Raw genomic sequence first — 23,301 nt, forward strand, 5'->3', positions numbered from 1 at the left:
AACAGCACTGAGATTGGAACTAGGCTTGTGGGGCTAAGCGAACAATTTGCCTGATTCTTGAGCAGACCAAAACCGCTCGTTCTTCTGGATCCCACGATGAGTAGTTTTAGTTCCACTTTGTAACGTGTCGGCCACGGAGGTGGTGGTGTGCTTGGGCGGAGCAGAGGGAACGGAGTCGGGCGAAAGTATTATTGTGTGGAGACGTGGCGCGAACTTTCGCCACGGCTTCACACAATAATACCGGGAGCGCAGAGTTGACGCTGGTTTTTGCGGCAACTCTGCCAGCGGAAGACCGCGTTAGCGGGCTGAAGCGGCCCCGCCCGACGTAGTTCCCGGAGCGTAGCCCAAGCGCACCACCACTGGAGTTGCCGACCCACCGCCTAGCGGCGGTTTGAAAACAAACCCAAGCGTAAAGCGCACCCTTGCGGGCGCAGACTTACGCTGACGGACAGCAAAACAGCCGCTGCAGACTGGCAGCGGCTGTTTTAGTGTTCCTAACGGAACTTGAACCAGTTGATGACTTCCATAATTCCCATGAACAAGATGACACCACCGAAGAAGCGGAAAATCAGCATTGCGCTACCGAAGGGGTTAAACATCATGAACAGTCCGGCAATGACCACCAGCAACCCGTACACAATGCCGGAGGTCGAGGATACATTCACGTACTGCCGGTTATGCTGGGCACCCGTCATTGCGGCAATCCCGTAAATCAAAAGCCCAATCCCGATGAACAATGGGAACATCGCCAAGAAGACCTTTGCAAAAGCTTCTACCAAGACCGCAGCGAGGATTAAGCCCACCCCACTACCGACACCGAAGGACGCGCCGGTCTGGCGCTGCAGCCGAATGCCACTGATGATGTTCATAATCCCCATCACTAGCAGTACGGCCGCAACCACGTTGACCAGCAGGCCGAAGACCATGCCTGGTTGGAAGAGAATCCAACCACCCAACGCCATCATAATGAGGCCGCGCAGCCAACCCGTTTTTTGGAACTCAACGTAAAAAGAACTCATTTTAATCACCCGTTTACTTTTATTGATACTCTTACTTTAACAAAGCTCGACTGCCACAACATCAGTCTTAAGCAGGATGTTACCACTGCTCATGATTCCAGCTGCGGCCGTCAACCTCGCCAGCAGCCAATTCGAGTTCATGCTGCTGCTCTGCGCAAAAAGCGGCCAACGCTGTGTAAAACGCCTGCTCGGCGTAATTGTCTTGCTGGGTGCTCAAACGCTGGGCCTCTGCGACTAGCCATTTACCGCGTGTATCGTCTGCCATTAGTCTTCCTCCCCCGCGCGCAGTTCTGCCACCGTTTGCCGCAAACGGAGCAAATCATCTTCCTGATCCGTTAAGGCATCCGCGAAAATGTCCTGCTGGCGAGCGCGCAACTGCCGCGCAAACCAGCGAGCCTGTTCTTCGCGCTGTTGCGGCTGCATGAGGGTCAGGTACTGCTGATAACGTACCATGAGCGTTGCCCGCGCTTCGTCTGTCATGCGTTCAAACTGCGGCACCACAATTGGTGGTAGCAGCGTCATCCCCGTCCGGTTAGCGATGCCGACAAAGGGCTTCAGCGTGTCGGCGACGCTAAGACCGTTTTGCCCCGCCAAGCCAAACGACTGTGGTGACTGGCCATAATTCACAACGAGGCCGAGTGTCTTACCACCGAGTAATCCGCCATGTTCATCGTAAACGACACCGCGCACCCAGACCTCATCCAACCAACGCCACAGACTGGCCGGGGCGCTGTACCAGTAAAGCGGGAACTGCAACACCACGCGGTCGGCGGTCTGGAGCAGTTGTCTTTCAGCAGCGAGGTCAAAATTTTGCGTTGTCAGCGGGTGCCACAGAACGTCTGCTAAGGACTGCGCCGATTCGCGGAAAAAGTTTTGGGTGTTACTACCTGACAATTGCGGGTGACTCACAACCACGAGTGTGTGCATAAGTGTGACCTACTTTCTCCAAAAACTGAACTATCCACTGCTGCTCCTGTGGATATGGGGACACAGCTGGGAATTCCGCGCTGATTCTTGGTACTTATCCACAGTTTAGCATTTTTCTACGTCGATAAAATCCGCACTTGTTGGGATTTGTCCACAAAATAAACGCAAAAGCACCTCGCCAGAATGCCACGTGCAGGATTCTGGCGGGGTGCTTTTGTTGACCAACACGCGCTTTTCGTGGCTGGCAAATGAAAACGGACTGTAAGAATTACTACAGTCCGCCTTCGGCCCGCGATTAGCGGTTTTGGCTGTCGAGCTTTTCGGCTTCCGCGTCGATTGCCGCGAAACCTGATTGGCCGTCCTTCTTTGCTGGGTGCTTGGCGCGATCTTCCATAGCCTTCTGGGCCATAGCCTTACGCTCCTGCTTACTGAGTTTTGCCATGTCTTCTCGCCTCTTTTGCGTGAAGTCGGGGCATCCACCTCGCTACAAGCTTCATTATAGCACTCAATATCGGATACTGCTAAAGGGGATTAGTGGATTAACAAAACTTAACTAGTCCGCGTGCACTGCCGTAATGTGGCTGCGCCCCGTCCCGTCGGCGTGCACCTGCAACTGATCAGGGATGCTGGCCTGCATTTCGCTGACGTGACTAATCACCCCTATCATGCGGTTTTTACCCTCAATGCTCTCCAGAGTTTCCAAGGCCAAATCGAGGCTCGCCCGGTCCAGGGAACCGAAACCTTCATCGATGAACAAAGCATCAATGGCGATGCCCCCATTTTCTTCCTGAATAATTTCCCCCAGTGCCAGTGCCAGACACAAGGCGGCGATGAAGCTCTCGCCACCGGACAAGGTGCGCACGGAACGCTCACCACCAACCTGATCGTCAAATACGTTGATCTCCAGACCGGTGCGGCTGCTCAAATTCGCGCCACCTTGGTTGCTAAGCACAAACTCGTAGCGGCCATGGGTCAATTCCTTCAAACGGTCGGTTGCTAGTGCCAAGACACGGCTAAAGTACGATCCCAAAACATAGCGTTCGAGTCCCAGCTTGCGCTCGTTGCGGCCGTTAAACGCCGTCAGCAGTGTGGACAGCGCACGCATGTCAAGCTCGTCCTGCTCCCAAGAGCTCAGGCCGGCTGCCACTTGCTGCACCACATCTGCATTGTGATTAACGCGCTGTTTCTGTGAACCCAGTTGCTCAGTGAGCTCATCGGCCTGCGTGCGTGCAGCCGTATCTGCCGCCGCCAGCGCCGCCAAATCCGGCGTGGCTTTATCCGCTGTGCTAACTTTCAACTCAGCACTCATTTTGCGCACTGTCTGCACGTCTTCGTGGTACTGGGCGCTCTGCTGACGCAAGGTCTGGAGTTCATCAACGCGCGGCAAGAGTGTGGCAAAAGCCGCTTCGTCCGGCACACCGGCTTTCTCGTCCGCTAGTGCGGCATTGAATTGCTGGACGCTACGTTCAAGTTGGGCCTGCTGTTTAACCAGCGCCGCACTTAGCGCCTCTGCGCTCCCACTCAGTTGCCCCGCACGGAGCCGGTCATCTTGTGCTTGCTGCTGCGCTTTTTGCAATTGTTCATCATACTCAGCCACTTGCGCCTGCAGATCATCCCGCTCTTTAGTCAGAGCCGCCGCATCAGCGTCAGCGTTTGCAACAGTTGTCTGCAACTGGCTGTACTTCTGGTGCGCTGCAGAGTAGGCCACCTGCGCAGCGGTTGCCGCGGTTTGGGCGTCAGCTTGCTCACTGCGCGTAGTCGTCAACTGCGCGTCCAGCGTTGTCAGCTGCTTTTGCAACTGACTTAATTGCTCACTGCCGGTGGTGTACGCCGCCGCGCGTGTCTGCGCGAGCACCGAGACTGCATTGAGCAAAATTTCAGCACTGGCATCATGCACGACATCTAAAGATGGCCGTGCTTGTGCACTCAACTTCTCAAAACTGGCACGTGCCGCCGCTGCTTTGGCAGTGGCATCCGCAACTGCCGTCTCTTGTTGCGCCAGCTGCGTTTGCAACTTCGTCAGCTGACTTTGGGCGTCGGTTGCGGCCTGCTGCGCTGCATCAAGTTCTTCCTGGCTAGGCACCGTTTCCGCAGCGTGTGCCGGTATTGGGTGATCAGTGCTCCCGCAGACCGGACATGGCATCCCCACCTCTAAGTCTGCCGCCAAAACTGCCGCCTGCCCTGCGTAAAAGGCAAGCTGCACAGTTTTCGCCTGCCGCACAGCCGCAGTACTGGCAGCCGCACTCGTTTCAACCTGCTCCTGCAATCGGTCGTGTGCCCGCTGCGCCTGATTCTGCCGATCCGCAGCCGTCTGCACATCTTGCCACGCCACCTGCAAATCATTTTGCAGCTGAGCCGCGTGGTCGCGCTGCTCGCGCAGGGCGTCACGATCAATCGCCGCTAGTGCCTGCTGTGTGTCCTGCCGCTTGTGCTCGAGTTGTGTCAATTGTTCGCCAACTGTCGTGACATGCGCCAGTGCCGCAGTTTGCTGCTGCTTAGTTTCTCCATCGGCAAGTCGCGCCGCGGCCAGTTCGCCCAGTTGCTGAATGCTCTGGGTGAGGGTTTGCACCTTGGCAGCAGCACTTTGCATCTCGTCTTGCTGAGCCTGCAGCCGGTCGTATTCTGCTGCGCTCGCTACTGCCTTAGCACGCTGATCATCGCGTTGCTGCGTGCTCGTCGCTAGCTCCGTTTTTGCCTGCAAGGTGCGCGCCCGAGATTGTTGCAAGTCACTGTACAGCCCGCTTTGCGTCTGCACCCACTCGAGCTGCTCAATGTCGCGCGCCCGCTGCTTTTCCGCCGGTGCCTGCGCCGCTAGTTCCGCGCCCTGCGCCTGCAATTTGGCGAGTGCAGCCTGATCTGCCGCCAACTGACGGCCTTGCTGTAAGTCCGCACTTGCCTGTTGGGCACGCAAACGGGACTGCACAAGTGCTTCATTTTGCGCAGCCGCAGCCGCTTCTTGTTGCTTCAGCACGGCTTGCATCTGCTCCAGTTGCGTTTGCAGTTCACCAGTCAAGTCGATTTCCCGGCCGGCAGCGTCAAAGGTACTGATTATTCCGCCCAGTTTGGTGTTGCTATCGCCGCGCCGTTTCTGCAATCCTTTCAGCTCATCTTCAAGCTTGCGCTGCCAGCGTTCGTACATTCCCGTGCCAAAAATGCTCCGGAGCAGCTTCTCGCGCTCCTGACTATCAGCGTCCAGAAAGCGCCGGAAATCCCCCTGCGGCAGTAATACAATCTGGCGAAACTGCGCCTTGTCGAGTTTTAGCAAATCGCGCAAGGCCGCGTTGACTTCGCGCTGCTTGGTCACGACATCCTCGCTGCCATCCGCATTCGTAACGGTCAACTCTGGGTCACGCATGGCGTAGGTACCATCACGGCGTTCGCGGATGCCGCGCTTAACCTCGTAGTCCTTCCCCTGGTGCGCGAAGTTCAGCGTCACCACGGTCTCTTCCTTGGGCTCGGCAAAATTCGAGCGCATGGTCATCGCAACCCGTCCTTGATCACCCTTGCTGGCCACGGAATCAGAACCGTAGAGCGCGAACAAGAGCGCGTCAAAAATCGTGCTCTTCCCCGCACCAGTATCACCACTAATCAGAAACAGTGGCCGGTCTGCAAAATCCCTAAAGTCGACCGTCTGATCCTCGTAGGGCCCAAAGAATTGCATTCGCAGTTTTTGAAATTGCATGTCTTAATCCTCCCGCTGCAGTTCAGCCAAGCTGCGCTGTGCCCACTGTTTTTCCGCCGGGCCAAGCTCGCTGCCCAAGGCGTCTTCGTAGAATTTGCCCAGCAGACTCATCGGGTCCAGCTTCTCGTTGAACTCACGCACCGCCCGTTTGAGCTGCACCCGCGTTTTGCGATCCACACCAACACAAAGTGGGTACTTACTACGCAGGCGGTTCATCAGGTCCGGAATAATCTCGGTATCCGTGAGCGTGAAGTGGACGTAATTAGCCGTATCCAGGTCCGCCACGTCGCCATTCATGATGTCCGCAAAACTGGCCGTGACGTGCTGGAAATCCGGTTGCTGCGGAATTTCGATGAAGCGGCGCGTCATCGTTTCCGTGTCCAGAATGTAGCACCCCTTCTTCTGCGCCGCCTCGCCGACGTCATACTTCAGCAGTGCCCCGGCATACTGCACCGTGTCACTCTCGCAAGCCTTACGGTTGTGCAGATGCCCCAGCGCCACGTAATCAAAATCCGTTAGTAAATCTAGCGGCACGGCGTCCAAGCCGCCAACGTTCACTTTCGTTTCAGACTCGCTGTGCGAACTACCGGCCGCAAAGAAATGCGCCACCAGGACGTGATGCTTGTCTGCGGCGAATTCCGTGCGCATTTTGGCCACAACTGCCCGCATGGCGCTTTCCACGTTCGTCAGCTTGGGGTCGCCAAAATACACCTGTGCCTCACGCGGCTCAAAGTATGGCAGCAGGAAGAACTGGGTGTCGCCCATCGTGACTGGCGTGAAAGCCTCCGCCAACTGGGTATTCAGATGCAACTGGGTATCCGCGTACCATTCCCGGCCCGTCGCGAGCCGTGCCGCCGAGTCGTGATTCCCCGCAATCACCAGTAATGGCAATTTGTCGTCCAAGTTCAGCGTGCGCAGCATCTGATTCACGCTCGCCACGACGGGCTCACTCGCCAGCGCCCGGTCGTACACGTCACCAGCAATAATCATCGCGTCCACCTGCTCATCGCGCGCAATTTGCCGCAAGTGTTCAAATGAGCGGCGCTGAACGTCCAGCAGGTCAAAACCCGCCAATGTTTTGCCGATGTGCCAATCGGCCGTGTGCAAAATACGCATGCCAAATTCCTCCTTGTGTTGCTCCCATTATAGCGCATCACGTGCTTGCTACGAACGTCCGTTTGTAATTAACCTCACGACATAAAAATTCCACCACAGCCGCGGCGGCTGGGTGGAAGTCTGTACTATTCAACTGCCGCTGGATCAAAGTCAGCGGCTTTAATGCTGACGTCACGTAAGCCGTTCAGGAGCTGGACCGGCGCCAGAGGGACTATCATGTTGTAGTCCGCTCTAATTTGCCGGCGGAGCAGCTCATCAGGTTTTTTACTCAGCTCCAGCACCGCCCGCAGGTAACGCAGTTTGAAGCGATTCTGAATCATGCCTTCAGACATCTCCTGCGTCTCGTCAATCTGCCGAAGCAGTGCTGCGGCAAATGTCGACCGCCGTTCAACGAGTAGCTTCAGCCCGCGCATGACTGCGGTCCAGGTGCCAACATAGAGCGAATAATTCCACTCGCGCAAAGTCGGTGCCAGCCGCATGACTTCACGACTCACGGTGAACACCCGACTGCTGTTGAGCAGTGGCACCGTCGCAATGAGGGCGTCGACTTCTGTTTCATCCCACGCCACAATCTGCAATAGGTAATCCGCAAGTCGGGATTCATCGGCGGCAGACAACAACTTCTTACCTGTCAGCTCATAGTAGTAGCCCGCCGCCGTCATTTTGCTGAGGAAGGCCTCATCGTGGGTGGCGGCACTATCGCTGACCATGTCGTAAAACTTGAGCAAGCGCGGCGTATCGCCAACTGCATAGGCGTTGGCAATTTCGCGGCTGAAGGTGTCCTTGTTAATCGTCAAGCGGTCGCGAAAACTGGCAAATTGCCGCAAACTGTAACCCATGTTCAGTAGAATCTGGTTGAACTTCTCCAATGGGATGTCGCCGCGGTCGTCCTCAAACGCAGTTAACTTGCTGGGCGCGATAATATCGGCGCTCGCTTCTTCTGGCGTGAGGCCCTTAGCCTCACGCAGGTACGCAAATTGTTGACCAACACTCATGACGCATCACCTCCACGTTCAAGGTAAGTCTTTCCCAGAATATCCGCTGCCTGCATCCGGTAATGCTCATAAAGCATCTGGTCGTTCACAAACTGCAAAAAGGCCAATTGCTGATCAACCGCAGCATAATGCGCCTCATCAGGCGTCACGGCTGCCCGCCGGCAATCCCGTAAGAACAGAAAGCGCCACTTAATCAGCATGATGTTTTCCGGAATATCCTTTTGCGCCAGGTACTCAATGAATTCGTCCGCGTGAATACTACCCCGCTTAGTGAATTCATCCAGGGTGTTGAGGAGTGCCGTCCATGCGTCCTGATAGCGCGCGTGGTTGTGCACGTTAATGTCATTGAGGTGGAGCAGCAGACTTTTGGCGACAGCAAGCAGACAGTCGTCCCCAAGCAAGCCAACGGCATTCCCAAACACCGTAATTTCGGCCTCACCCCAACTGTTAGTTGCAGTTAACTCATCAACGAGTTGCTTCAGGTCAGCATCCGGCAACAATTTTTCGCCCGTAATATCACAGTACAAACCCGCAGCCGACACCAGGTCGTGAAAGGCCACTAAAGTGTGCTGCTGCTGATAACGGTCAGACTGTTCCTCGATTAGGTAACGCAGTTCTTGCAAGTTGCGCACGTTGTATGCATCAACGGCTTGGTGCAAAAAACTGTGCAAATTGCCGGTGCTCGGGTCGCTCATACTGGCAAACTCAACAAGGCTACTATCCATGTTGTCCAGGCACTGCACCAGGTGACTAATACCTAAGTCGCCAACCCCATTTTCAAACTTCGACAAGGTCGCTGGTGACGTCACTGCCCCCGCAGCAACTCGCAGCGAAATTGCGCGCCGTTCGCGTAATTCGTGAAAATCTTCTCCAAGCATTAGGTATTCCCCCTTGCTCATCCGCTATGAAATACACGCCTATTTTAGCAGAAAAACGTTCCCAATGCGTATTTACTGCGCGAATGCCAACAGCGAACGCCAAAAAGTCCGTTTGTCAACGCGCGGGCGTGGTAAACGGACTTTTGGCTCCAACTCGTGGCGTGTTTAAGCTTGATTGTGGTGCTTAGTCACCGTAAATGGTCTTCACTTGTTCCTGCGCAACTGGGTGTTCAAGGAATTCGTCGTAAGTGGTTTCGCCACGGTCGACAACCCCCTTAGGCCCGACCTCGATGATGTGGTCGGCGATGGTCTGAATGAACTCGTGGTCATGACTCGTGAAGATGACGGAACCTGGGAAGTCCACCAGCGCATCGTTGAGTGCGGTAATGGATTCAAGATCCAAGTGGTTCGTTGGGTCATCCAGAATCAGAACGTTGGGTTCTTCCAACATCAACTTGGAGAGAATGCTCCGCACCTTTTCGCCCCCAGACAGGACGTTCAGTTCCTTGAGCACGTCGTCACCGGAGAACAACATGCGGCCGAGGAACCCACGCAAGAAGGTGTTATCCTGCTGATCCTTAGGCGCAAACTGGCGCAACCAGTCAACAATGGTCATGTTATTGTCGCCGAAGATGGCGTTGAGATCCTTAGGCATGTAACCACGCCGGGTGGTCACACCCCAGGTCACAGATCCGGAATCAGGCTTAACTTCTTCAGCCAGCAGCTGCAAGAGCTGCGTTGCGGTCACATCCGAGCGACTCACAATCGCCGTCTTTTCGCCGGGCTTAAGCACGAAGCTGGCGTTACTAATTGCAGTTTCGCCATCGACGGTCAGAGCCAAGTTCTCAGCGCGCACCAAGTCGTTACCGACTTCACGTTGCTGCGTGAACTTGATGTAAGGGTACTTACGGGTACTTGGCTTGATATCGTCAAGCGTAATCTTCTCCAGCTGCTTCTTACGGGAAGTCGCCTGCTTCGACTTACTTGCGTTAGCCGAGAAGCGTGCCACGAATTCCTGGAGCTGCTTAATCTGCTCTTCCTTCTTGGCGTTAGCGTTGGAACGTAGCTGCTGGGCCAGTTCGGAACTCTTGCGCCAGAAGTCATAGTTCCCAACGTAAAGTTCAATCTTCCCAAAGTCCACGTCACACATCTGCGTGCAGACTGCGTTCAAGAAGTGGCGGTCATGGGAGACAACCAGAACGGTTTTCTGGTAATCAGCCAGGAAATTTTCCAACCAGGAGATGGTGGTGGTGTCGAGCCCGTTAGTCGGTTCGTCCAGCAGCAAGACGTCTGGCTGGCCGAACAGTGCCTGCGCGAGCAACACCTTCACCTTATCGCCTTCAGTTAACTCGGCCATCAGCTGGGAATGCATGGCGTCCGGAATCCCGAGCTGCTGCAAAAGTTGTGCGGCATCACTTTCGGCGTTCCAGCCGTCCATTTCGGCAAACTCACCTTCGAGTTCGGCGGCCTTCATCCCGTCTTCTTCAGTGAAGTCAGCCTTTGCGTAGATGGCGTCCTTCTCCTGCATGACGGCATAGAGGCGGGCGTATCCCTGGATGACAGTGTTCAGTACGGTCTGGTCATCGAATGCAAAGTGATCTTGCTTGAGGCTGCTCATGCGTTCGTTCGGGCCAAGTGTCACCGTCCCGGAAGTCGGGGTCAGTTTGCCTTCCAAGATGCGCAGGAAGGTGGACTTACCAGCCCCGTTTGCACCGATAATCCCGTAACAGTTACCCTCTGTAAACTTGAGGTTAACGTCACTGTACAGTGTCCGGTCGGTGAAGGTCATACTGATGTTGTTAACTGTAAGCAATTATTACTCTCCTTAGTTGAATTCGTAGATTTGTTCCTATAAGTCTATCAGAGATTTGCACTTTTGCATACAGCTGTTGCGGTTGGTCAGCGTAAGTCGTGAAACTTTCATCCGCAAGGATGCTGGAATTGAAAATAGTGGGGTAGACCAAAGGTCGGGTCTGGTGCGGATTGGCTTCGCGGGCAGGAACTCGGTTAGCGGGGACCGTCCTTCGGTGTCCACGGGACTAAACGCGCTAAAGCGCGAAGTCCCATTGGCTCCAGCCAGCCGTGCTGTCTTCCACTGGGAAGTTTGCCGCAAAAACCGCGTCAAACTCCCGCTCCTAGCAAAAATAGCTGCGTAGATTTCGCACAAAGTACATGTGCAAAACATACACAGCTATTTTTGCGGTCGCGCACACCCTCCTCGGAGTTGCCGACCCCGCCAACTAACGGTGGTCGTGAAAACACCACGCGGCCCAGTGTGACTTTGTCACTAAAATGCTATCGCTGACGGACAATTATCGCATCTGCCGGTAATTGCTCAGCATCCATTCCAGATAGTTCTGCCCCTTTGGTTGAGTTTCGCGCACCGAAATCACCTTGACACCGTTCTTACGCGATAACTTGGCAACCTGGTTGACCAGCGCGCTTTCTTCCTGCACGTTGACGACAAAAACCGCAATTTTGTGGTCGCGAATCAGACCTTGCAGTTCTTCCAGATCCTTGGGCGATGGATCTGTGCCGTCCTCGATAGCCTTGGCAAAATGCGTCGCACGCAACTTGTAGCCGCTCGCCTGCAGCGCGTAATTAAAGACCGGTTCCGCGGCAGCGGCATACTTACCCTGCCCGGCGGTTTGCACCTTCTTGATTTCACTACGGAGCGGTGCGAGACTCGCGACGTACTGCGCCGCCCGCTTCTTGAAGTAGGCCGCATGCTGCGGTTGCAACTTGGCGTAGCGCTTTGCCAGGTAGGCGGTCAGCTTAGGCATCAGCTGCGCGTCGTAAAAGACGTGCTCATTGGCGCCATCCTGCTTGTGCAGAACGGTTGTTGCCACGGTGATTAGCTTACTTTGGCTATTCGCCGCCGTTGTCAACTTACTCAGCCAATCATCATAGCCCAGGCCATTGCTGATGACTAGGTCGGCATCCGCGACCTGCTTGGCCGTCCCAGTGCTGGCTTCAAAATCATGCGGGTCAACATCTGGACTGCTGATGATGGCAGTCGCACTGCCATACTTGCCGAGCACGGCTCGTGCCGCTTCTTGATAGACTTTGAGGCTGGTCACAACCCGAATTTTAGCTGTCGCGGTTTTCCGCTGTTTCTGTCCGCACGCCGCTAGGGTCAATAGCAAAGCAAATGCTAGGACCAAACGCCACCACTTTTTGCGCATACCTACCTCCTACTTACGATTAGTCAGCCAAATTATACAGAAAGTTTGCATTAACAACAAGCAAGTCCCCCTTGTGAACGCTATAATTATTGGTAGAATAATTGACTTAATATTAAGTTTGCAGATTGGAGGTGCGACATGCAAGCTTTCGGCCTGTTTCCTGGAGAAGCGGTTTCGCAATTAACGCGCTATACTGCACCAAATCCGGCCGCAGCAGCCGGTGATGTGGTCGCCAAAACGGTGGCGGTTGCTGCCAGTAGCGTCCAACTGCCAGATGCTCACGCCGGTCTGCGCACCCATCGCAGCATTCCTGGTGGCTTAGTTTGCGCAGCACTCACAACTAGCGTCGGCGAACTGCAAGCTGGGCAACTGGTGTTGGGCTGGACGCAGCACGCACTGTGCGAACAAGTGCTGCTGCCGCAAAGCGACCTGTGTCCACTGCCGGCCGGAATTGTTCCCGAAATGGCATTGAGCATCATGGCACCAGGCGTGGCCGCCGTGCGCGCGCTTCTCGACTTTGCCCAGGTACACCCCGGCCAGCGTCTCGCCATCATTGACGATTGGCCGCTCCGCGTTCAACTGTGCGTGCAGCTCGCGCATTATTTTGGAATCGAAGATATTCAACAATACACCACGCTAACGGCACGTGCCCAGTTGCCTACGCACCCCGACGCCTACCACGCCATCATCAACTTCACTACCGAGGTGCAAGTCGACCAGCTCGCACTAATTGGCCTGCACCCGGCCGGTATCCTCGCCAGTCAGAACGCTTTTGCCCCTGACTTCAAGCATAAACTCGCCCTCTTTGTACACATGGGGGCGAGTTCCAAGCTCAACTTGAACGCCGCGGCCATGCCGCTGTGGACGATGATTGAAGATGGCCAGCTCACGCGGCCGCAGACGCAACTTTATGCATTCACCACACCGGACGTACAAGCCGCCTGCGTCCGCTCACGGTCAGCAGTTCCAGTTCCCATTCTGAGCATCAAGGCCCCAGCTGTTCATTCAGCTGTTACTCTCCAAAATTAATTCTGTACCATTACTTACTGATACAACCGCTGTGTATCATTTTAAGGCCGCCCTTACTTTCAAGTGAGGGCGGCCTTCGTAATCGCTAACAATCATTTCGGCCTAGACAGCGATACACCCGTTAAACGTTGTTATAGCGGGATTTTCACGTGTTTACATCCAATACTAATGGACTTATTATTAAACATGTAGATGAATGCTAAACGCGTAAAGAGGAGATAAACATGCCAGATACAGCAACAAATGATAAGGCTCAAGCAGCTGAAGCGCAGATTTCTGAACTGGTTGCTAATGCCCAACTCGCTTTTGATCAGTATCAGAACTTCACGCAGGAACAGGTTGACGCAATCTGTGACGCCATGGTGAAGGCTGCAACGGCCCACGCCAAGGACCTTGCGGAGCTCGCATATGAGGAAACCGGTCGCGGCAATTCCGAAGACAAGGCCATCAAGAACATCTTTGCTTCCCAGTACATCTGGAAGCAGGTTAAGGATGATAAGACGGTTGGTGTCATCGAAGTCGACGAAGCCAAGAAGGTGGAGAAGGTTGCAGAACCACTCGGTATTATTGCCGGTGTGACCCCTGTTACCAACCCAACTTCAACGGTTATCTTCAAAATTCTGCTCGCCCTCAAGACACGCAATGCCATTATCTTCAGTCTGCACCCACAGGCTCTCCAGTGTGGTGTTGCCACTTGCCGCCTGATGGCTGAAGCAGCGGTTGCTGCTGGTGCTCCTGAAAACTTGGTCCAGTGGATTTCCCAGCCAAGCATCGAAGCTTCCAACGCCCTGCTCAACAACCCTGGTGTTGCCATCGTGCTTGCAACCGGTGGTCCTGGCCTCGTTAAGGCTGCTTACTCAACCGGTAAGCCCGCCTTGGGTGTTGGCCCTGGTAACGCCCCAGCCTACATCGAAAAGACTGCCGACGTGAAGAGCGCTGTTACCGACATCATGTTGTCCAAGACCTTCGACAACGGGATGATTTGTGCTAGTGAAAACAGCATCGTCGTTGACCGCGAAATCCTCAGCGAAGTGAAGGCTGAATTCACGAAGCAGGGTGCCTACTTTGTTCCTGATAACGAAGTCGACAAGCTCTCAGACGCCGTCATTGACCCAGCCCGCCACACCGTGCGGGGTCCTGTTGCTGGTCAGTCCGCCGAGAAGATTGCTGAACTTGCCGGCATCAAGGTGCCAGCTGGCACCAAGTTGCTCATCGGCAAGCTCGACGGTATCGGCACTAACTTCCCACTGTCTGGTGAAAAGTTGTCTCCAGTATTGTCCATGTACATTGCCAACACGACCGAAACGGCCTTTGCAATGTGCCTCGGCCTGCTCAACTACGGTGGCCTTGGCCACACGGCAGTTCTGCACACCCAGGACAACAACATTGTCGACAAGTTCGGTGAGCAGATGCCTGCTTGCCGGATCCTGATCAACACCCCAGGTTCTCTCGGTGGTATCGGTGGCCTCTTCAACGGCCTCACACCTTCCCTGACACTGGGTACTGGGACTTACGGTAAGAACTCCATCTCCCACAACCTGTCCACGTACGACCTGCTCAACATCAAGTACGTTTCCCGTCCAACACGCAAGCCTATCGAATTCATCAACGAACTCCGGGCCGTTATCCGCGCAAAGTAAAAACAATTGTAATGCAGCCACTCAGCTTTTATGCTGGGTGGCTTTTTTGTTGTTCGTCAGCGACAGCGTTTCAGTGACGAAGTCACGCTGGGCCTCTTTGGTGTTTTCATGACGCCGTTAGGCGGTGAAGTCGGCAACTCCGGTGGTGGTGCGCTTGGGCTACGCTCCGGGAACTACGTCGGGCGGGGACCGCTTCAGCCCGCTATCGCGGTCTTCCGCTGGCGGAGTTGCCGCAAGAACGACGTCAACTCCGCGCTCCCGAGATGATTGTGTGAAGCCACGACGGCAAATACGGCCGTCCTGTCTCCAAACAATCATCTTTTCGCCCGACTCCGTTCCCTGCACTTCGCCCAAGCACACTACCACCTCCGTGGCCGACACGTTACTGAGCAGAATACTACAGTGAGAGGCCCATGCTGTGACACTGAAATGCTGAGACCGACGTTCGACTGTACATGGGCCGTGCAATTGGACGATTATGAAATTCCTGTATGCCGCATGGTAAAAGTATTCAAGGTGTTTGATCAGCTAGCTGAACCGCTCACGATGCCAAAGTTGCTTAATTTCGTGTTCATCTTTGTCTGCCATTCTCGCCACCGAAGCCCGAAACATTCACCACCACAGTCATGTGAATGTGCGTCGGAACTGGGCCGGATTCGCGGTAGCGGACGGGAAGGGTGTGCGTGTCCACGAAAATGGCAGTGTATGTTTCGCACATGAACTTCGTGCGAAATGTACACCGCCATTTTCGTTGGGAGCGCGATTTTGACGCTGGGTTTGCGTCAAAATCGCCAGTGGAAGACAGCGCAGCTGGCTGGAACGGTCCCACGCACACCCTTCCCGGGAGCAAAGCTAATCCGGTCCAGTTCCGACCTTCGGTCTAACCACTATTTTCAATTCCACCATCCTTGCGGATGAAAGTTTCATGACTTACGCTGACGGACAGCGACAAGTCATTCATGCAGTGTGAATTCCGAATCGAGCACCCGGAACTGGCCGCGCAGGTTCGGGCTCAGGTATATCTGCTTATCTTGAGTGGTAAAGATAAGTCCAATCTCCTGCTCTTCAGGATGCATGGCCAGCGTTTTGGCAACGCCGTTATAAAAGCCCCAGCTCGACCAGATTTCACCCACCGTCGAGTTCTGGCTGAGCACCGTCACGCTGGCCAGGTTGGTCTGCACTGGGTAACCCGTGACGGGGTCGATGATGTGATGGTACTGTTTGCCGTTAACCGTCAAGAAACGTTCGTAAATGCCTGATGTCCCCACGGAGCCGCCGGTAATGCTTGCGATACCCAGTGCGTCATTGCGGCGGGCAAAAGGTACCTGAATGCCAACCCGCCAGCGTGTGTCTGCATGTTGACTAGGGCCAACGAACATCAGGTTGCCGCCCAGATTGATGATGCCGCTACTAATGCCATTTTGGAGCCAAAAGTCGCGGACGCGATCCGCGATGTAGCCTTTGCCTATCCCGCCGAGGTCCAGCTGCATCCCCACCCGCGGCAAGAATACACTGCGCCTGTCGTCATCCAAAACAATTTCGTTAGCACCCATCAGCTGCATTTTGGCCTGAATCTCCGCTGCTTGCGGCAGGCGCGCGTCCTTGAAACCGATGTGCCATAACTGCACGAGCGGGCCGATGGTAACGTCAAAGCCGCGTTCTTCCCGGCTCGCAAGAACCGCCTGCTTGACCAATTCGTACACGGTTGGGCTGACACTCACCGCGTGCTGTCCGGCCGCGTCGTTGATGTCCATCACCTCGGAGTGCTCGCGGTTGACCGTAAGTAAGTCTTCAAAGGTGTCGATGAGGTCAAAGGTCGCATCAAAAATATGGACGTCCGGTTCACGGAAGACGGTCAGATCAATTTCGGTTCCCAGCGCGTGGTGCTTTGCAATCAACTTGGTCATTTCAGCCACCATCCTTTTTATGTATGGGCGGCGCCGCAACGCCGCCATCTGTATTCACAACTTATGCAATCAGGAACTGCAGGCCAGCGGCGAGTATGCCACCGACAATTGGCCCCACAATTGGCACCCACGCGTAGCCCCAATTAGCATCGCCTCGGTTTGGCACTGGCAGCACGGCGTAGGCCAGCCGCGGCGCCAGGTCACGGGCGGGGTTCAACGCGAATCCGGTCGTCCCGCCGAAACTCTGCCCCACCATCGTGATGAGAAAGCCCACGATGAGTGGCTTGAGCCCGGTGGTGAAATCACCCAGGTTCAGCAAAACGAAGATAAAGATAAAAGTCGCAATCACTTCACTCAAGAAGTTGAACAGCGGATTAGCGATTGCCGGACCCGTGGCGAAAATGCCTACGCTGTTGCCATCTTCAGCACCTTTTGCCGCCTTAAAGTGCGGATAGTAGTGCAAAATGACAAGCGCAGCGCCAATGAACGCACCAATGAATTGTCCGGCCAGGTAAGCTGGTACTTTTGCCCATGGGAAGTAGCCAAAAGCTGCGAACCCCAATGTGACTGCTGGATTCAAGTGACCATCCGCGCCGAATTGGCCGGCAGCGTACACCCCGAACGCAACCGCAAAACCCCAGGCAACGGTGATAAAGAGCCAGCCACTGCCGCGGCCAAGCGTCTTCTTCAGATTGACGTTGGCGCCGGTCCCGGCCCCAAAAGCAATCAGGATGGCCGTACCAATTAATTCCCCAATAAAACCATTCATGACGGGCACCTCCTGTCTACTTGGCCGCCTTGAGATCAACTAAGCGGGACGCGCGGATTTCAGCGTCCACCGCGGCACTTTGCCGCTGGGTTTCGGCATCATCCCAGCCGAGCTGTTTGGCCATCTCGGCAAGAACGCCGCCCTTAATCCGATCGATGTCTTTACTGGAAAACAGGATGTGGTAGGTGCGCCGCAACAAGTAATCCACTGCGTCCAGAACCATTTCCTCATTCAATGAGTAGTGCAGCGCCGCGGTTTCGGCCTTGCTGAGGCCGGCTGCCCCTGCTGACAGCGCGGCCATGTCGTCAAAGATGTGCTTGCTATTGGCGCCGTAAAGCACGGCAATCTCGCGGGCTTCCTTGGCGCTCGCACCTTGCTGCTCACCATAAGCGCTAAAGTCGGCCATTGCTTGTTCCACATTGTCGGAATCAAAGTCGCCCCCCGCAACCTTGATTTCGGCGGAGTTAATGGCCTTAAACTGTTCATCAAAGTCGCGCTGCAAAATCTCGCGCACCTTTTCCATCGCGCCGTTAGCCATGACGCGGTAATCGGTCAGCTTCCCGCCGGCCAGGGTAACCAGCCCGTCAGACGCCACTTTCAGCGAAGAACCACGCGACACTGCAGATGGCGCGCTGAGGCTCGCCGCTGCACTGGCACCGGACACCGCATCGGTTTCTGTTTCCGGTTCTTCAGCGGCAATCAGTGGCCGAATTCCGGCCCAACTGGCTTCCACATCATCAATCGTCAGGTGTGCACTCGGATACTTCTTGTTGATGATTTTGAGCAGATAATCGACATCACTTTGGTCAACCTGTGGATCCTCGAATTTTCCCCGGAAGTCGGTATCGGTCGTCCCGAAGTAAGTTTTGCCTTCCCGCGGAATGGTGAAAATCATGCGGCCGTCGTTGGTTCCGGAGCCAAAGTAAGTTGGCTGCGGCACGGTTAACCGCGACTGATCAACAACCAGGTGGACCCCCTTGGTTGGGCGCATCTGTGCATTGCGACTAGCATTGGCATCCAGGTGGCGCACCTTGTCCGACCATGGTCCGGCGGCGTTCAACACGACTTTGGCATGCACTTCAAAGAAGCGCTGCGTCTGCATATCGTAAGCCTTCACGCCGTTGACCTTGCCCTGGTCGTCATACAACATCCCCGTTACCTTCACGTGGCTAACCATCGTACCACCTTCAGCGTGGGCTTTTTTGATGTTTTCCACGACCAGGCGCGAGTCATTGTTCTGGTAGTCCAGGTAGACCCCACCACCGACCAAGTGGTCTGGGTTCAGCTGTGGTTCGCGTTTGAGCACTTCTTCCTTGCTCAGGGTGTAGTTCGCGTACTTTTGCAGCGCCGGATTAGTGTCCACGCCGGCGAGGTGGTCATACAGATCCATCGCCACCTTCACGGAGAACATTGTGAAGGTCGTGCCGGGCTCGTCATAAATCGGCAGCAGCATCGGGTCCGGTGTCGTCATGTGCGGCGCGATGTGCTGAACAATTGCGCGCTCCTTAACGGTGTCAGAAACCACCTCGACGTCAAAAGTCTTCAGGTAGCGAATGCCCCCGTGCACCAGTCGCGTGGAGCGGGAACTCGTCCCCGCGCCAAAGTCCTGCATTTCGAGCAGGGCCGTCTTCATACCCGCTGCCGCGCCCTGAATTGCCACCCCGGCGCCGGTAATCCCGCCACCGACAACTAGCAGGTCAAACTGCTCGCTTTTAAGCTTTTCAATATCCTGAACCCGTGTTTTTGCGGAAAATGCCATCATACTCTCCTCCTAATCAATCCTACTCGTCGTCGCTGACGCTCGAGAATGCCCGCGCGGACGCCACGGCCTTGCCCCAACCGGCATACAACTTGGCCCGCCGCTCGGCACTGATAGCTGGCTTGAACTGCTTACCCGGATGGTTAATTTGCTTAACTTCATCCAGATTCTTCCAGAAGCCCGTCGCCAGTCCGGCCAGGAACGCAGCCCCCAGAGCCGTCGTTTCGAGGTTCGCCGCCCGGTCAATTTCGGTGTCCAAAATATCGGCCTGGAACTGCATCAGGTAGTCGTTCTTGGCCGCACCACCATCCACCTTCAACTTCGGAATCGCAATGCCCGAGTCCTGCTTCATAGTGTCAATGACGTCGCGGCTCTGGTAAGCCAGGCTCTGCAGCGTAGCCTTGATGAAGTCTTCACGGGTCGTGCCGCGCGTAACGCCGAACACCGCGCCGCGCACGTTAGAATCCCAGTACGGCGCACCCAAACCTGTAAACGCGGGCACCACGTACACTTCATCATCACTGTTTGAGGCTAAGGCCGCCGCTTCAGATTCTGGCGCGGTGTCGACCAGGCGCATCCCGTCGCGCAGCCACTGAATCGCACTGCCGGCAACGTAGACGGAACCTTCCAGCGCGTAGTTCACCTTGCCGTCGATTCCGTACGCGATGGTGGTCAGCAGGTTGTGCGTCGACAACCGCGGCTCGGTCCCAATGTTCATCACCGCAAACGCCCCAGTGCCGTAGGTGTTCTTGACCATCCCCGGTTCAAAAGCCAGCTGACCGATAAGGGCCGCCTGCTGATCGCCGGCCATCCCGGCAATTGGCACTTCACTGCCGTAGAAGTGGAAGGACGCCGTGGTTCCATACACTTCCGAGTTGCTCTTCACTTCCGGCAGGATGGCCCGCGGAATGTTGAGCAGTTGCAAAATATCGTCATCCCACTTGAGGTCGTGGATGTTAAACAACATCGTTCGACTCGCATTGGAGTAATCCGTGACGTGTGTTTTGCCATCCGTCAGCTTCCAAAGCAGCCAGGTATCAATCGTGCCGAAGAGCAGTTCGCCCTTCTCGGCGCGTTCCTGCGCCCCCTCAACGTGGTCCAGAATCCAGCGAATTTTGGTTGCGGAGAAGTAGGCGTCGGTCACCAGCCCCGTCTTCTCGTGAATCATGTCACTGTGGCCATCGGCGATGAGTTGCTCGGCGATGGGCGCCGTCTGCCGGGATTGCCACACAATCGCGTGGTAAATTGGTAAACCAGTTTGCTTGTCCCAAATGATGGTGGTTTCGCGCTGGTTCGTAATACCAATGCCGCTAACCTGCTCGGGCTTAATGCCTGACTCGATGAAGACGTTCGCGATGGTGCTTTGCACCGCGTTCCAAATCTCGTTGGCATCGTGCTCAACCCACCCGGGTTGCGGGAAATACTGCCGGAATTCCTTTTGCGCGTCCGCGACCTTGGCGCCTTTATGATCAAAAAGAATGCTGCGTGTGCTGGTCGTTCCTTCATCAATTGCCAGAATGTATTTTTCTGCCATTATCTTCACGTCCTTATTTTTAAACGCTTTCATTTTGTGCTAATCAAATTCGTCTTGCTTACTGGCGACACTCATTGCGTCCAGTTCCGAACTGCCTGCTTGCGGCACCGCCGTTGTTTGATCGATTGCCGGTTCATCCCTTGTCAGCGCACGCCGACTTGCCTTGCTGGCAGGTCTTTTATTAGCAGTCGACCGTGTCTGTCTTCTAGGCAGATGTGAACGGGCTTGCCCGTCGCTACTTTGAATGGCCATAGTCGTGTCTCCTTACGCCGTCTCTTGAATAGATGTCAATAATTGCTAGGCGAGGCCCACCAGGGTCCCCGCTGAATGCATAACCGCTGGCGCTTGACGCTTCAGCACACTGACCGTCAGCAAATCTGTCGTGCTCAGTGGCAGCACCGTGCGCAAAATCAAGTCTCCTGTGCTGGTCACCACGAGCAGCCCGCTACAATTACCGCTATGCGTGACTAGGCGCACGTTGTAACTACCGGGCGCCGGCAGTTGCTGGCGCGCTTGCACCAATGCGGTGCGCATATCGCGGCCATTGCGTAAACACGGGCGCAAAGTCAAAGTGTACGGATGCCCCAGCAGCACGTTAGCGCGCGCGACCGCCCCGTCTTGAATCAATGCCCGGATGCGAGTAGAGCTGATTTTCAGATGATCTGCCTGCAGCTGATCGACGATTGCAACGTCGAAGCGCCCGCGACTGTATCGCGACAAGTCGGCTACTGTCGCCTTGCCACCGCGCCCGAAGGTGTAATCAAAACCAGCCACCACCGTTTGTGCACCCAATCCAATCAAAAATTGGTCACTGAACTCCTGCGGCGCCAGTCCCGCAAACGCCGGCGTGAACTTGACGACGTAAAGCGTCGCCACGCCTAGTTCCGCCATCAGGCGCGCCTTCTCGGTCACACTGGTCAGGTAGCGAAAGGATGCACTTTTGGGCATTGGGAACACCTGACTCACGTGCCGATCGAAGGTCATCACCGCCAGTGGCAACTGCTTTTGCGCCGCTACTGCCCGGGCGCGGGCAATCACTTGCTGATGGCCGCGGTGCACACCGTCAAAAAAGCCGAGGGCGAGCACGCAGGGGGTGGCCGGTTCGGCCTGAATTAAACTGGGATCAATCGTGATGACGCGCATGGTTTTGTCCTCCAACTTGCTGTTTTGACTGCGGGCGGCTGGGTGAAACAAAAAACTCATGTCTGGCGACATGAGTTTAGAAGGATACTTCGCTCAATCTTCACCATCCAGACTTTACTGTCGGTACCGGAATTACACCGGTTCAGCCTCCTCGGCTCACGGACTATCACCGCCGGTCGGGAATTGCACCCCGCCCTGAAGATTCATTCAATTAGTGTTGCTAGATAAATTCAGTTAACTGCTCTGCTGGGTAGCGCTGTGTCTGCAGTGGGGTCACTGACGCATCCGGTTTCCCGATGGCCACGCACATTACGGGCACAAAGCGCAGTGGGTCCAGACCCAAGTCGGCAATCACCGTCTTGAAGTCAAAGCCAGACCACGGGTTAGCTTCGTAGCCGTGTGCGCGGGCAACCAGCAGCAGCTGCATCCCCGCAATTGCACTGTCCATCGTCGCGTCCAGCTGCAAGAACTCTGGCGTTGCGTTTTCGTACAATGGCAGGAAGGTGTTGAAAATCTGGTCGAGCTTTTCCTTGGTAATGTTGCCCGCCTCGTAAACCTTCTGCCAAACATCACGGTAAACCTCGTGCGACTGCGTATCCCCAGCGATGAAGACCAGTGCAGACGCGGTATCAATCTGCGGATAGTTGAACTTCATCGCGGCCTTCTTGAGCTTGGCCTTGGCCTCAGGGTTATCAATCACCACAAAATGCCAGGACTGCAGGTTGCAGGCAGATGGGGCTGTCGCAGCCTCACGAATCATTTCCTGCAATTCCGTACGGTCGATCTTGACGTTCTTGTCGAAGACCCGCACCGAGTGCCGGTTGAACATCACATCGGCAAAATCATTGTTGACCAATTTTTTTGCATCCATATCGAAAATCTCCTCTAAGTTAATCCTCGTAAGTTGCCCGGTCGTAGCGGCCCGCAATCAGGTAAGGCGCTGCCGTTTCTGCATCCACCTTGGCCAGGTGCATCGTGTTGTGCATGGTTGACGTTGCAAAGTGGTACCAAGCACCACCCAGCGGCTTGAGTACTGGCAGGGACGCCAGCGGGTCATCTGGGCTGGAGGCCAGTTTCAGGTCAATGCTGCCGGGTTCCATGGCGTCGGCAACAGATGTCATCTGCGTCCCCAGCAATTCCACATCGGTGAAGTGGTTAGCACCATCAGGCGTTTGGTCGAGCGCGTAGTTGAGGAAGAAACTCATCGTTTCGTTCGGCTCACCCGGCTTCATCATGCCCGCAAACTGTTCCATGAAGCTTGGCTCGTTAATGCTGCCCGCCTGCCAGGTCAAATCCAGCAGTTTGACGCCGTGACGCGTCACCACCGCGCGCGCCTGGTCGCCATCGCGATCCAGCGTAATCTCGTCGGCAAGCTTCTTGGGAATACCCGCACCATCACGGCCCGCGGTCAGTCCGGCTTCAGCACCGGCACCTGACAGCAGCAGCTGGAATGGGTAGGCCCCCATCATTTTGCCGTCATAGCTAACCATGGCGTACAACGTTTGTTCCATGTATTCTGGCCCGAAGGTTGGCTTGCCCATTTTGGCCACGTAACCGACCACGATTGGCGCCACCAGCTTCAGTGGTGCCGGAATCATGGCGCTCAGTGCGGCAGGATCTGTCGCGTAGGCGAAGGTAATCCCCGTCTGGTCGTTCATGCTGGGGTTGTTCAGGAAGTTCTTAACCGCATCTTGACTCACTACAAAATTATCCATGAC

The 23,301-nt window shown here is 55.3% G+C and carries 19 protein-coding genes and 1 riboswitch; of the genes, 2 read left to right on the plus strand and 17 right to left on the minus strand.

The genetic code is table 11. The features are described from left to right. Nucleotides 1-494 precede the first annotated feature (494 nt). The 10 genes from EKM97_RS07710 to EKM97_RS07750 all read right to left on the minus strand — a co-directional run bounded on the left by EKM97_RS07710 (nucleotide 495) and on the right by EKM97_RS07750 (nucleotide 11,802). A complete protein-coding gene (locus EKM97_RS07710) occupies nucleotides 495-1,019 on the minus strand; it encodes an HdeD family acid-resistance protein (RefSeq protein WP_125571820.1) in 525 nt (174 codons plus the stop codon). A 79-nt stretch (nucleotides 1,020-1,098) separates the two neighbouring features. Further along, the gene (locus EKM97_RS07715) at nucleotides 1,099-1,284 is read right to left on the minus strand and encodes a hypothetical protein (protein WP_125571821.1); all 186 of its coding nucleotides are present in this window, start codon (nucleotides 1,282-1,284) and stop codon (nucleotides 1,099-1,101) included. Beyond that, the gene (locus tag EKM97_RS07720; RefSeq protein WP_125571822.1) at nucleotides 1,284-1,946 is read right to left on the minus strand and encodes an NAD(P)H-dependent oxidoreductase; all 663 of its coding nucleotides are present in this window, start codon (nucleotides 1,944-1,946) and stop codon (nucleotides 1,284-1,286) included. The genes EKM97_RS07715 and EKM97_RS07720 overlap by 1 nt, the downstream gene beginning before the upstream one ends. Nucleotides 1,947-2,241: 295 nt before the next feature. Then, nucleotides 2,242-2,388, minus strand: a complete 147-nt coding sequence (locus tag EKM97_RS11965; protein WP_164507482.1) for a hypothetical protein — start codon at nucleotides 2,386-2,388, stop codon at nucleotides 2,242-2,244. 111 nt (nucleotides 2,389-2,499) lie between these two features. Further along, nucleotides 2,500-5,628: an AAA family ATPase gene (locus EKM97_RS07725; protein WP_125571823.1), complete on the minus strand. Its 3,129-nt coding sequence runs from the start codon at nucleotides 5,626-5,628 to the stop codon at nucleotides 2,500-2,502. Between the two features lie 3 nt (nucleotides 5,629-5,631). Beyond that, the gene (locus EKM97_RS07730) at nucleotides 5,632-6,744 is read right to left on the minus strand and encodes an exonuclease SbcCD subunit D (protein ID WP_125571824.1); all 1,113 of its coding nucleotides are present in this window, start codon (nucleotides 6,742-6,744) and stop codon (nucleotides 5,632-5,634) included. 125 nt (nucleotides 6,745-6,869) lie between these two features. Next, the gene (locus EKM97_RS07735; RefSeq protein WP_125571825.1) at nucleotides 6,870-7,739 is read right to left on the minus strand and encodes an Rgg family transcriptional regulator; all 870 of its coding nucleotides are present in this window, start codon (nucleotides 7,737-7,739) and stop codon (nucleotides 6,870-6,872) included. Further along, on the minus strand, nucleotides 7,736-8,617 hold the full coding sequence (locus EKM97_RS07740) for an Rgg/GadR/MutR family transcriptional regulator (RefSeq protein WP_164507483.1): 882 nt from the start codon (nucleotides 8,615-8,617) through the stop codon (nucleotides 7,736-7,738). Before EKM97_RS07740 ends, EKM97_RS07735 begins: the two co-directional genes overlap by 4 nt. 184 nt (nucleotides 8,618-8,801) lie before the next feature. After that, entirely contained in the window at nucleotides 8,802-10,430 is a 1,629-nt protein-coding gene (locus EKM97_RS07745; protein WP_164507484.1) for an ABC-F family ATP-binding cassette domain-containing protein, read from the minus strand. Nucleotides 10,431-10,929: 499 nt separating this feature from the next. Then, nucleotides 10,930-11,802 (minus strand): metal ABC transporter solute-binding protein, Zn/Mn family, encoded by an 873-nt coding sequence (locus EKM97_RS07750; protein ID WP_125571827.1) that lies wholly within the window; start codon nucleotides 11,800-11,802, stop codon nucleotides 10,930-10,932. Nucleotides 11,803-11,940: 138 nt separating this feature from the next. Between EKM97_RS07750 and EKM97_RS07755 the strand changes: the two genes are divergently transcribed. Then, nucleotides 11,941-12,831, plus strand: a complete 891-nt coding sequence (locus tag EKM97_RS07755) for an MDR/zinc-dependent alcohol dehydrogenase-like family protein (RefSeq protein WP_125571828.1) — start codon at nucleotides 11,941-11,943, stop codon at nucleotides 12,829-12,831. Between the two features lie 224 nt (nucleotides 12,832-13,055). Beyond that, nucleotides 13,056-14,471, plus strand: coding sequence for an aldehyde dehydrogenase family protein (locus EKM97_RS07760; RefSeq protein ID WP_125571829.1), 1,416 nt, complete (start codon nucleotides 13,056-13,058; stop codon nucleotides 14,469-14,471). A gap of 953 nt (nucleotides 14,472-15,424) precedes the next feature. On the opposite strand, the gene EKM97_RS07765 is transcribed toward EKM97_RS07760, so the two are convergent. The 7 genes from EKM97_RS07765 to EKM97_RS07795 form a co-directional block, all read right to left on the minus strand. After that, nucleotides 15,425-16,378: an FAD:protein FMN transferase gene (locus EKM97_RS07765; protein WP_125571830.1), complete on the minus strand. Its 954-nt coding sequence runs from the start codon at nucleotides 16,376-16,378 to the stop codon at nucleotides 15,425-15,427. A 61-nt stretch (nucleotides 16,379-16,439) separates the two neighbouring features. Next, on the minus strand, nucleotides 16,440-17,147 hold the full coding sequence (locus tag EKM97_RS07770; protein WP_125571831.1) for an MIP/aquaporin family protein: 708 nt from the start codon (nucleotides 17,145-17,147) through the stop codon (nucleotides 16,440-16,442). Between the two features lie 16 nt (nucleotides 17,148-17,163). After that, nucleotides 17,164-18,906: an FAD-dependent oxidoreductase gene (locus EKM97_RS07775; RefSeq protein ID WP_125571846.1), complete on the minus strand. Its 1,743-nt coding sequence runs from the start codon at nucleotides 18,904-18,906 to the stop codon at nucleotides 17,164-17,166. Between the two features lie 22 nt (nucleotides 18,907-18,928). Then, entirely contained in the window at nucleotides 18,929-20,440 is a 1,512-nt protein-coding gene (gene glpK, locus EKM97_RS07780) for a glycerol kinase GlpK (RefSeq protein WP_125571832.1), read from the minus strand. Between the two features lie 297 nt (nucleotides 20,441-20,737). Continuing rightward, the gene (locus tag EKM97_RS07785) at nucleotides 20,738-21,583 is read right to left on the minus strand and encodes an FAD synthetase family protein (RefSeq protein WP_164507485.1); all 846 of its coding nucleotides are present in this window, start codon (nucleotides 21,581-21,583) and stop codon (nucleotides 20,738-20,740) included. Nucleotides 21,584-21,675: 92 nt separating this feature from the next. Continuing rightward, nucleotides 21,676-21,790: riboswitch (FMN riboswitch) on the minus strand. Between the two features lie 13 nt (nucleotides 21,791-21,803). After that, complete coding sequence (locus EKM97_RS07790; protein WP_225419249.1) at nucleotides 21,804-22,454, minus strand: nitroreductase family protein; 651 nt, start codon at nucleotides 22,452-22,454, stop codon at nucleotides 21,804-21,806. Nucleotides 22,455-22,473: 19 nt separating this feature from the next. Next, nucleotides 22,474-23,298, minus strand: coding sequence for an acetoacetate decarboxylase family protein (locus EKM97_RS07795; protein ID WP_125571834.1), 825 nt, complete (start codon nucleotides 23,296-23,298; stop codon nucleotides 22,474-22,476). Nucleotides 23,299-23,301 lie beyond the last annotated feature (3 nt).

Source organism: Lacticaseibacillus songhuajiangensis (assembly GCF_003946025.1).
GTDB lineage: Bacteria > Bacillota > Bacilli > Lactobacillales > Lactobacillaceae > Lacticaseibacillus > Lacticaseibacillus songhuajiangensis.

Coding starts and splice junctions, on each gene's coding strand:
- EKM97_RS07710 (WP_125571820.1), bottom strand. CDS start 1,019: ATGAGTTCTTTTTACGTTGAGTTCCAAAAAACGGGTTGGCTGCGCGGC.
- EKM97_RS07715 (WP_125571821.1), bottom strand. CDS start 1,284: ATGGCAGACGATACACGCGGTAAATGGCTAGTCGCAGAGGCCCAGCGT.
- EKM97_RS07720 (WP_125571822.1), bottom strand. CDS start 1,946: ATGCACACACTCGTGGTTGTGAGTCACCCGCAATTGTCAGGTAGTAAC.
- EKM97_RS11965 (WP_164507482.1), bottom strand. CDS start 2,388: ATGGCAAAACTCAGTAAGCAGGAGCGTAAGGCTATGGCCCAGAAGGCT.
- EKM97_RS07725 (WP_125571823.1), bottom strand. CDS start 5,628: ATGCAATTTCAAAAACTGCGAATGCAATTCTTTGGGCCCTACGAGGAT.
- EKM97_RS07730 (WP_125571824.1), bottom strand. CDS start 6,744: ATGCGTATTTTGCACACGGCCGATTGGCACATCGGCAAAACATTGGCG.
- EKM97_RS07735 (WP_125571825.1), bottom strand. CDS start 7,739: ATGAGTGTTGGTCAACAATTTGCGTACCTGCGTGAGGCTAAGGGCCTC.
- EKM97_RS07740 (WP_164507483.1), bottom strand. CDS start 8,617: ATGCTTGGAGAAGATTTTCACGAATTACGCGAACGGCGCGCAATTTCG.
- EKM97_RS07750 (WP_125571827.1), bottom strand. CDS start 11,802: ATGCGCAAAAAGTGGTGGCGTTTGGTCCTAGCATTTGCTTTGCTATTG.
- EKM97_RS07755 (WP_125571828.1), top strand. CDS start 11,941: ATGCAAGCTTTCGGCCTGTTTCCTGGAGAAGCGGTTTCGCAATTAACG.
- EKM97_RS07760 (WP_125571829.1), top strand. CDS start 13,056: ATGCCAGATACAGCAACAAATGATAAGGCTCAAGCAGCTGAAGCGCAG.
- EKM97_RS07765 (WP_125571830.1), bottom strand. CDS start 16,378: ATGACCAAGTTGATTGCAAAGCACCACGCGCTGGGAACCGAAATTGAT.
- EKM97_RS07770 (WP_125571831.1), bottom strand. CDS start 17,147: ATGAATGGTTTTATTGGGGAATTAATTGGTACGGCCATCCTGATTGCT.
- EKM97_RS07775 (WP_125571846.1), bottom strand. CDS start 18,906: ATGGCATTTTCCGCAAAAACACGGGTTCAGGATATTGAAAAGCTTAAA.
- glpK (WP_125571832.1), bottom strand. CDS start 20,440: ATGGCAGAAAAATACATTCTGGCAATTGATGAAGGAACGACCAGCACA.
- EKM97_RS07785 (WP_164507485.1), bottom strand. CDS start 21,583: ATGCGCGTCATCACGATTGATCCCAGTTTAATTCAGGCCGAACCGGCC.
- EKM97_RS07790 (WP_225419249.1), bottom strand. CDS start 22,454: ATGGATGCAAAAAAATTGGTCAACAATGATTTTGCCGATGTGATGTTC.
- EKM97_RS07795 (WP_125571834.1), bottom strand. CDS start 23,298: ATGGATAATTTTGTAGTGAGTCAAGATGCGGTTAAGAACTTCCTGAAC.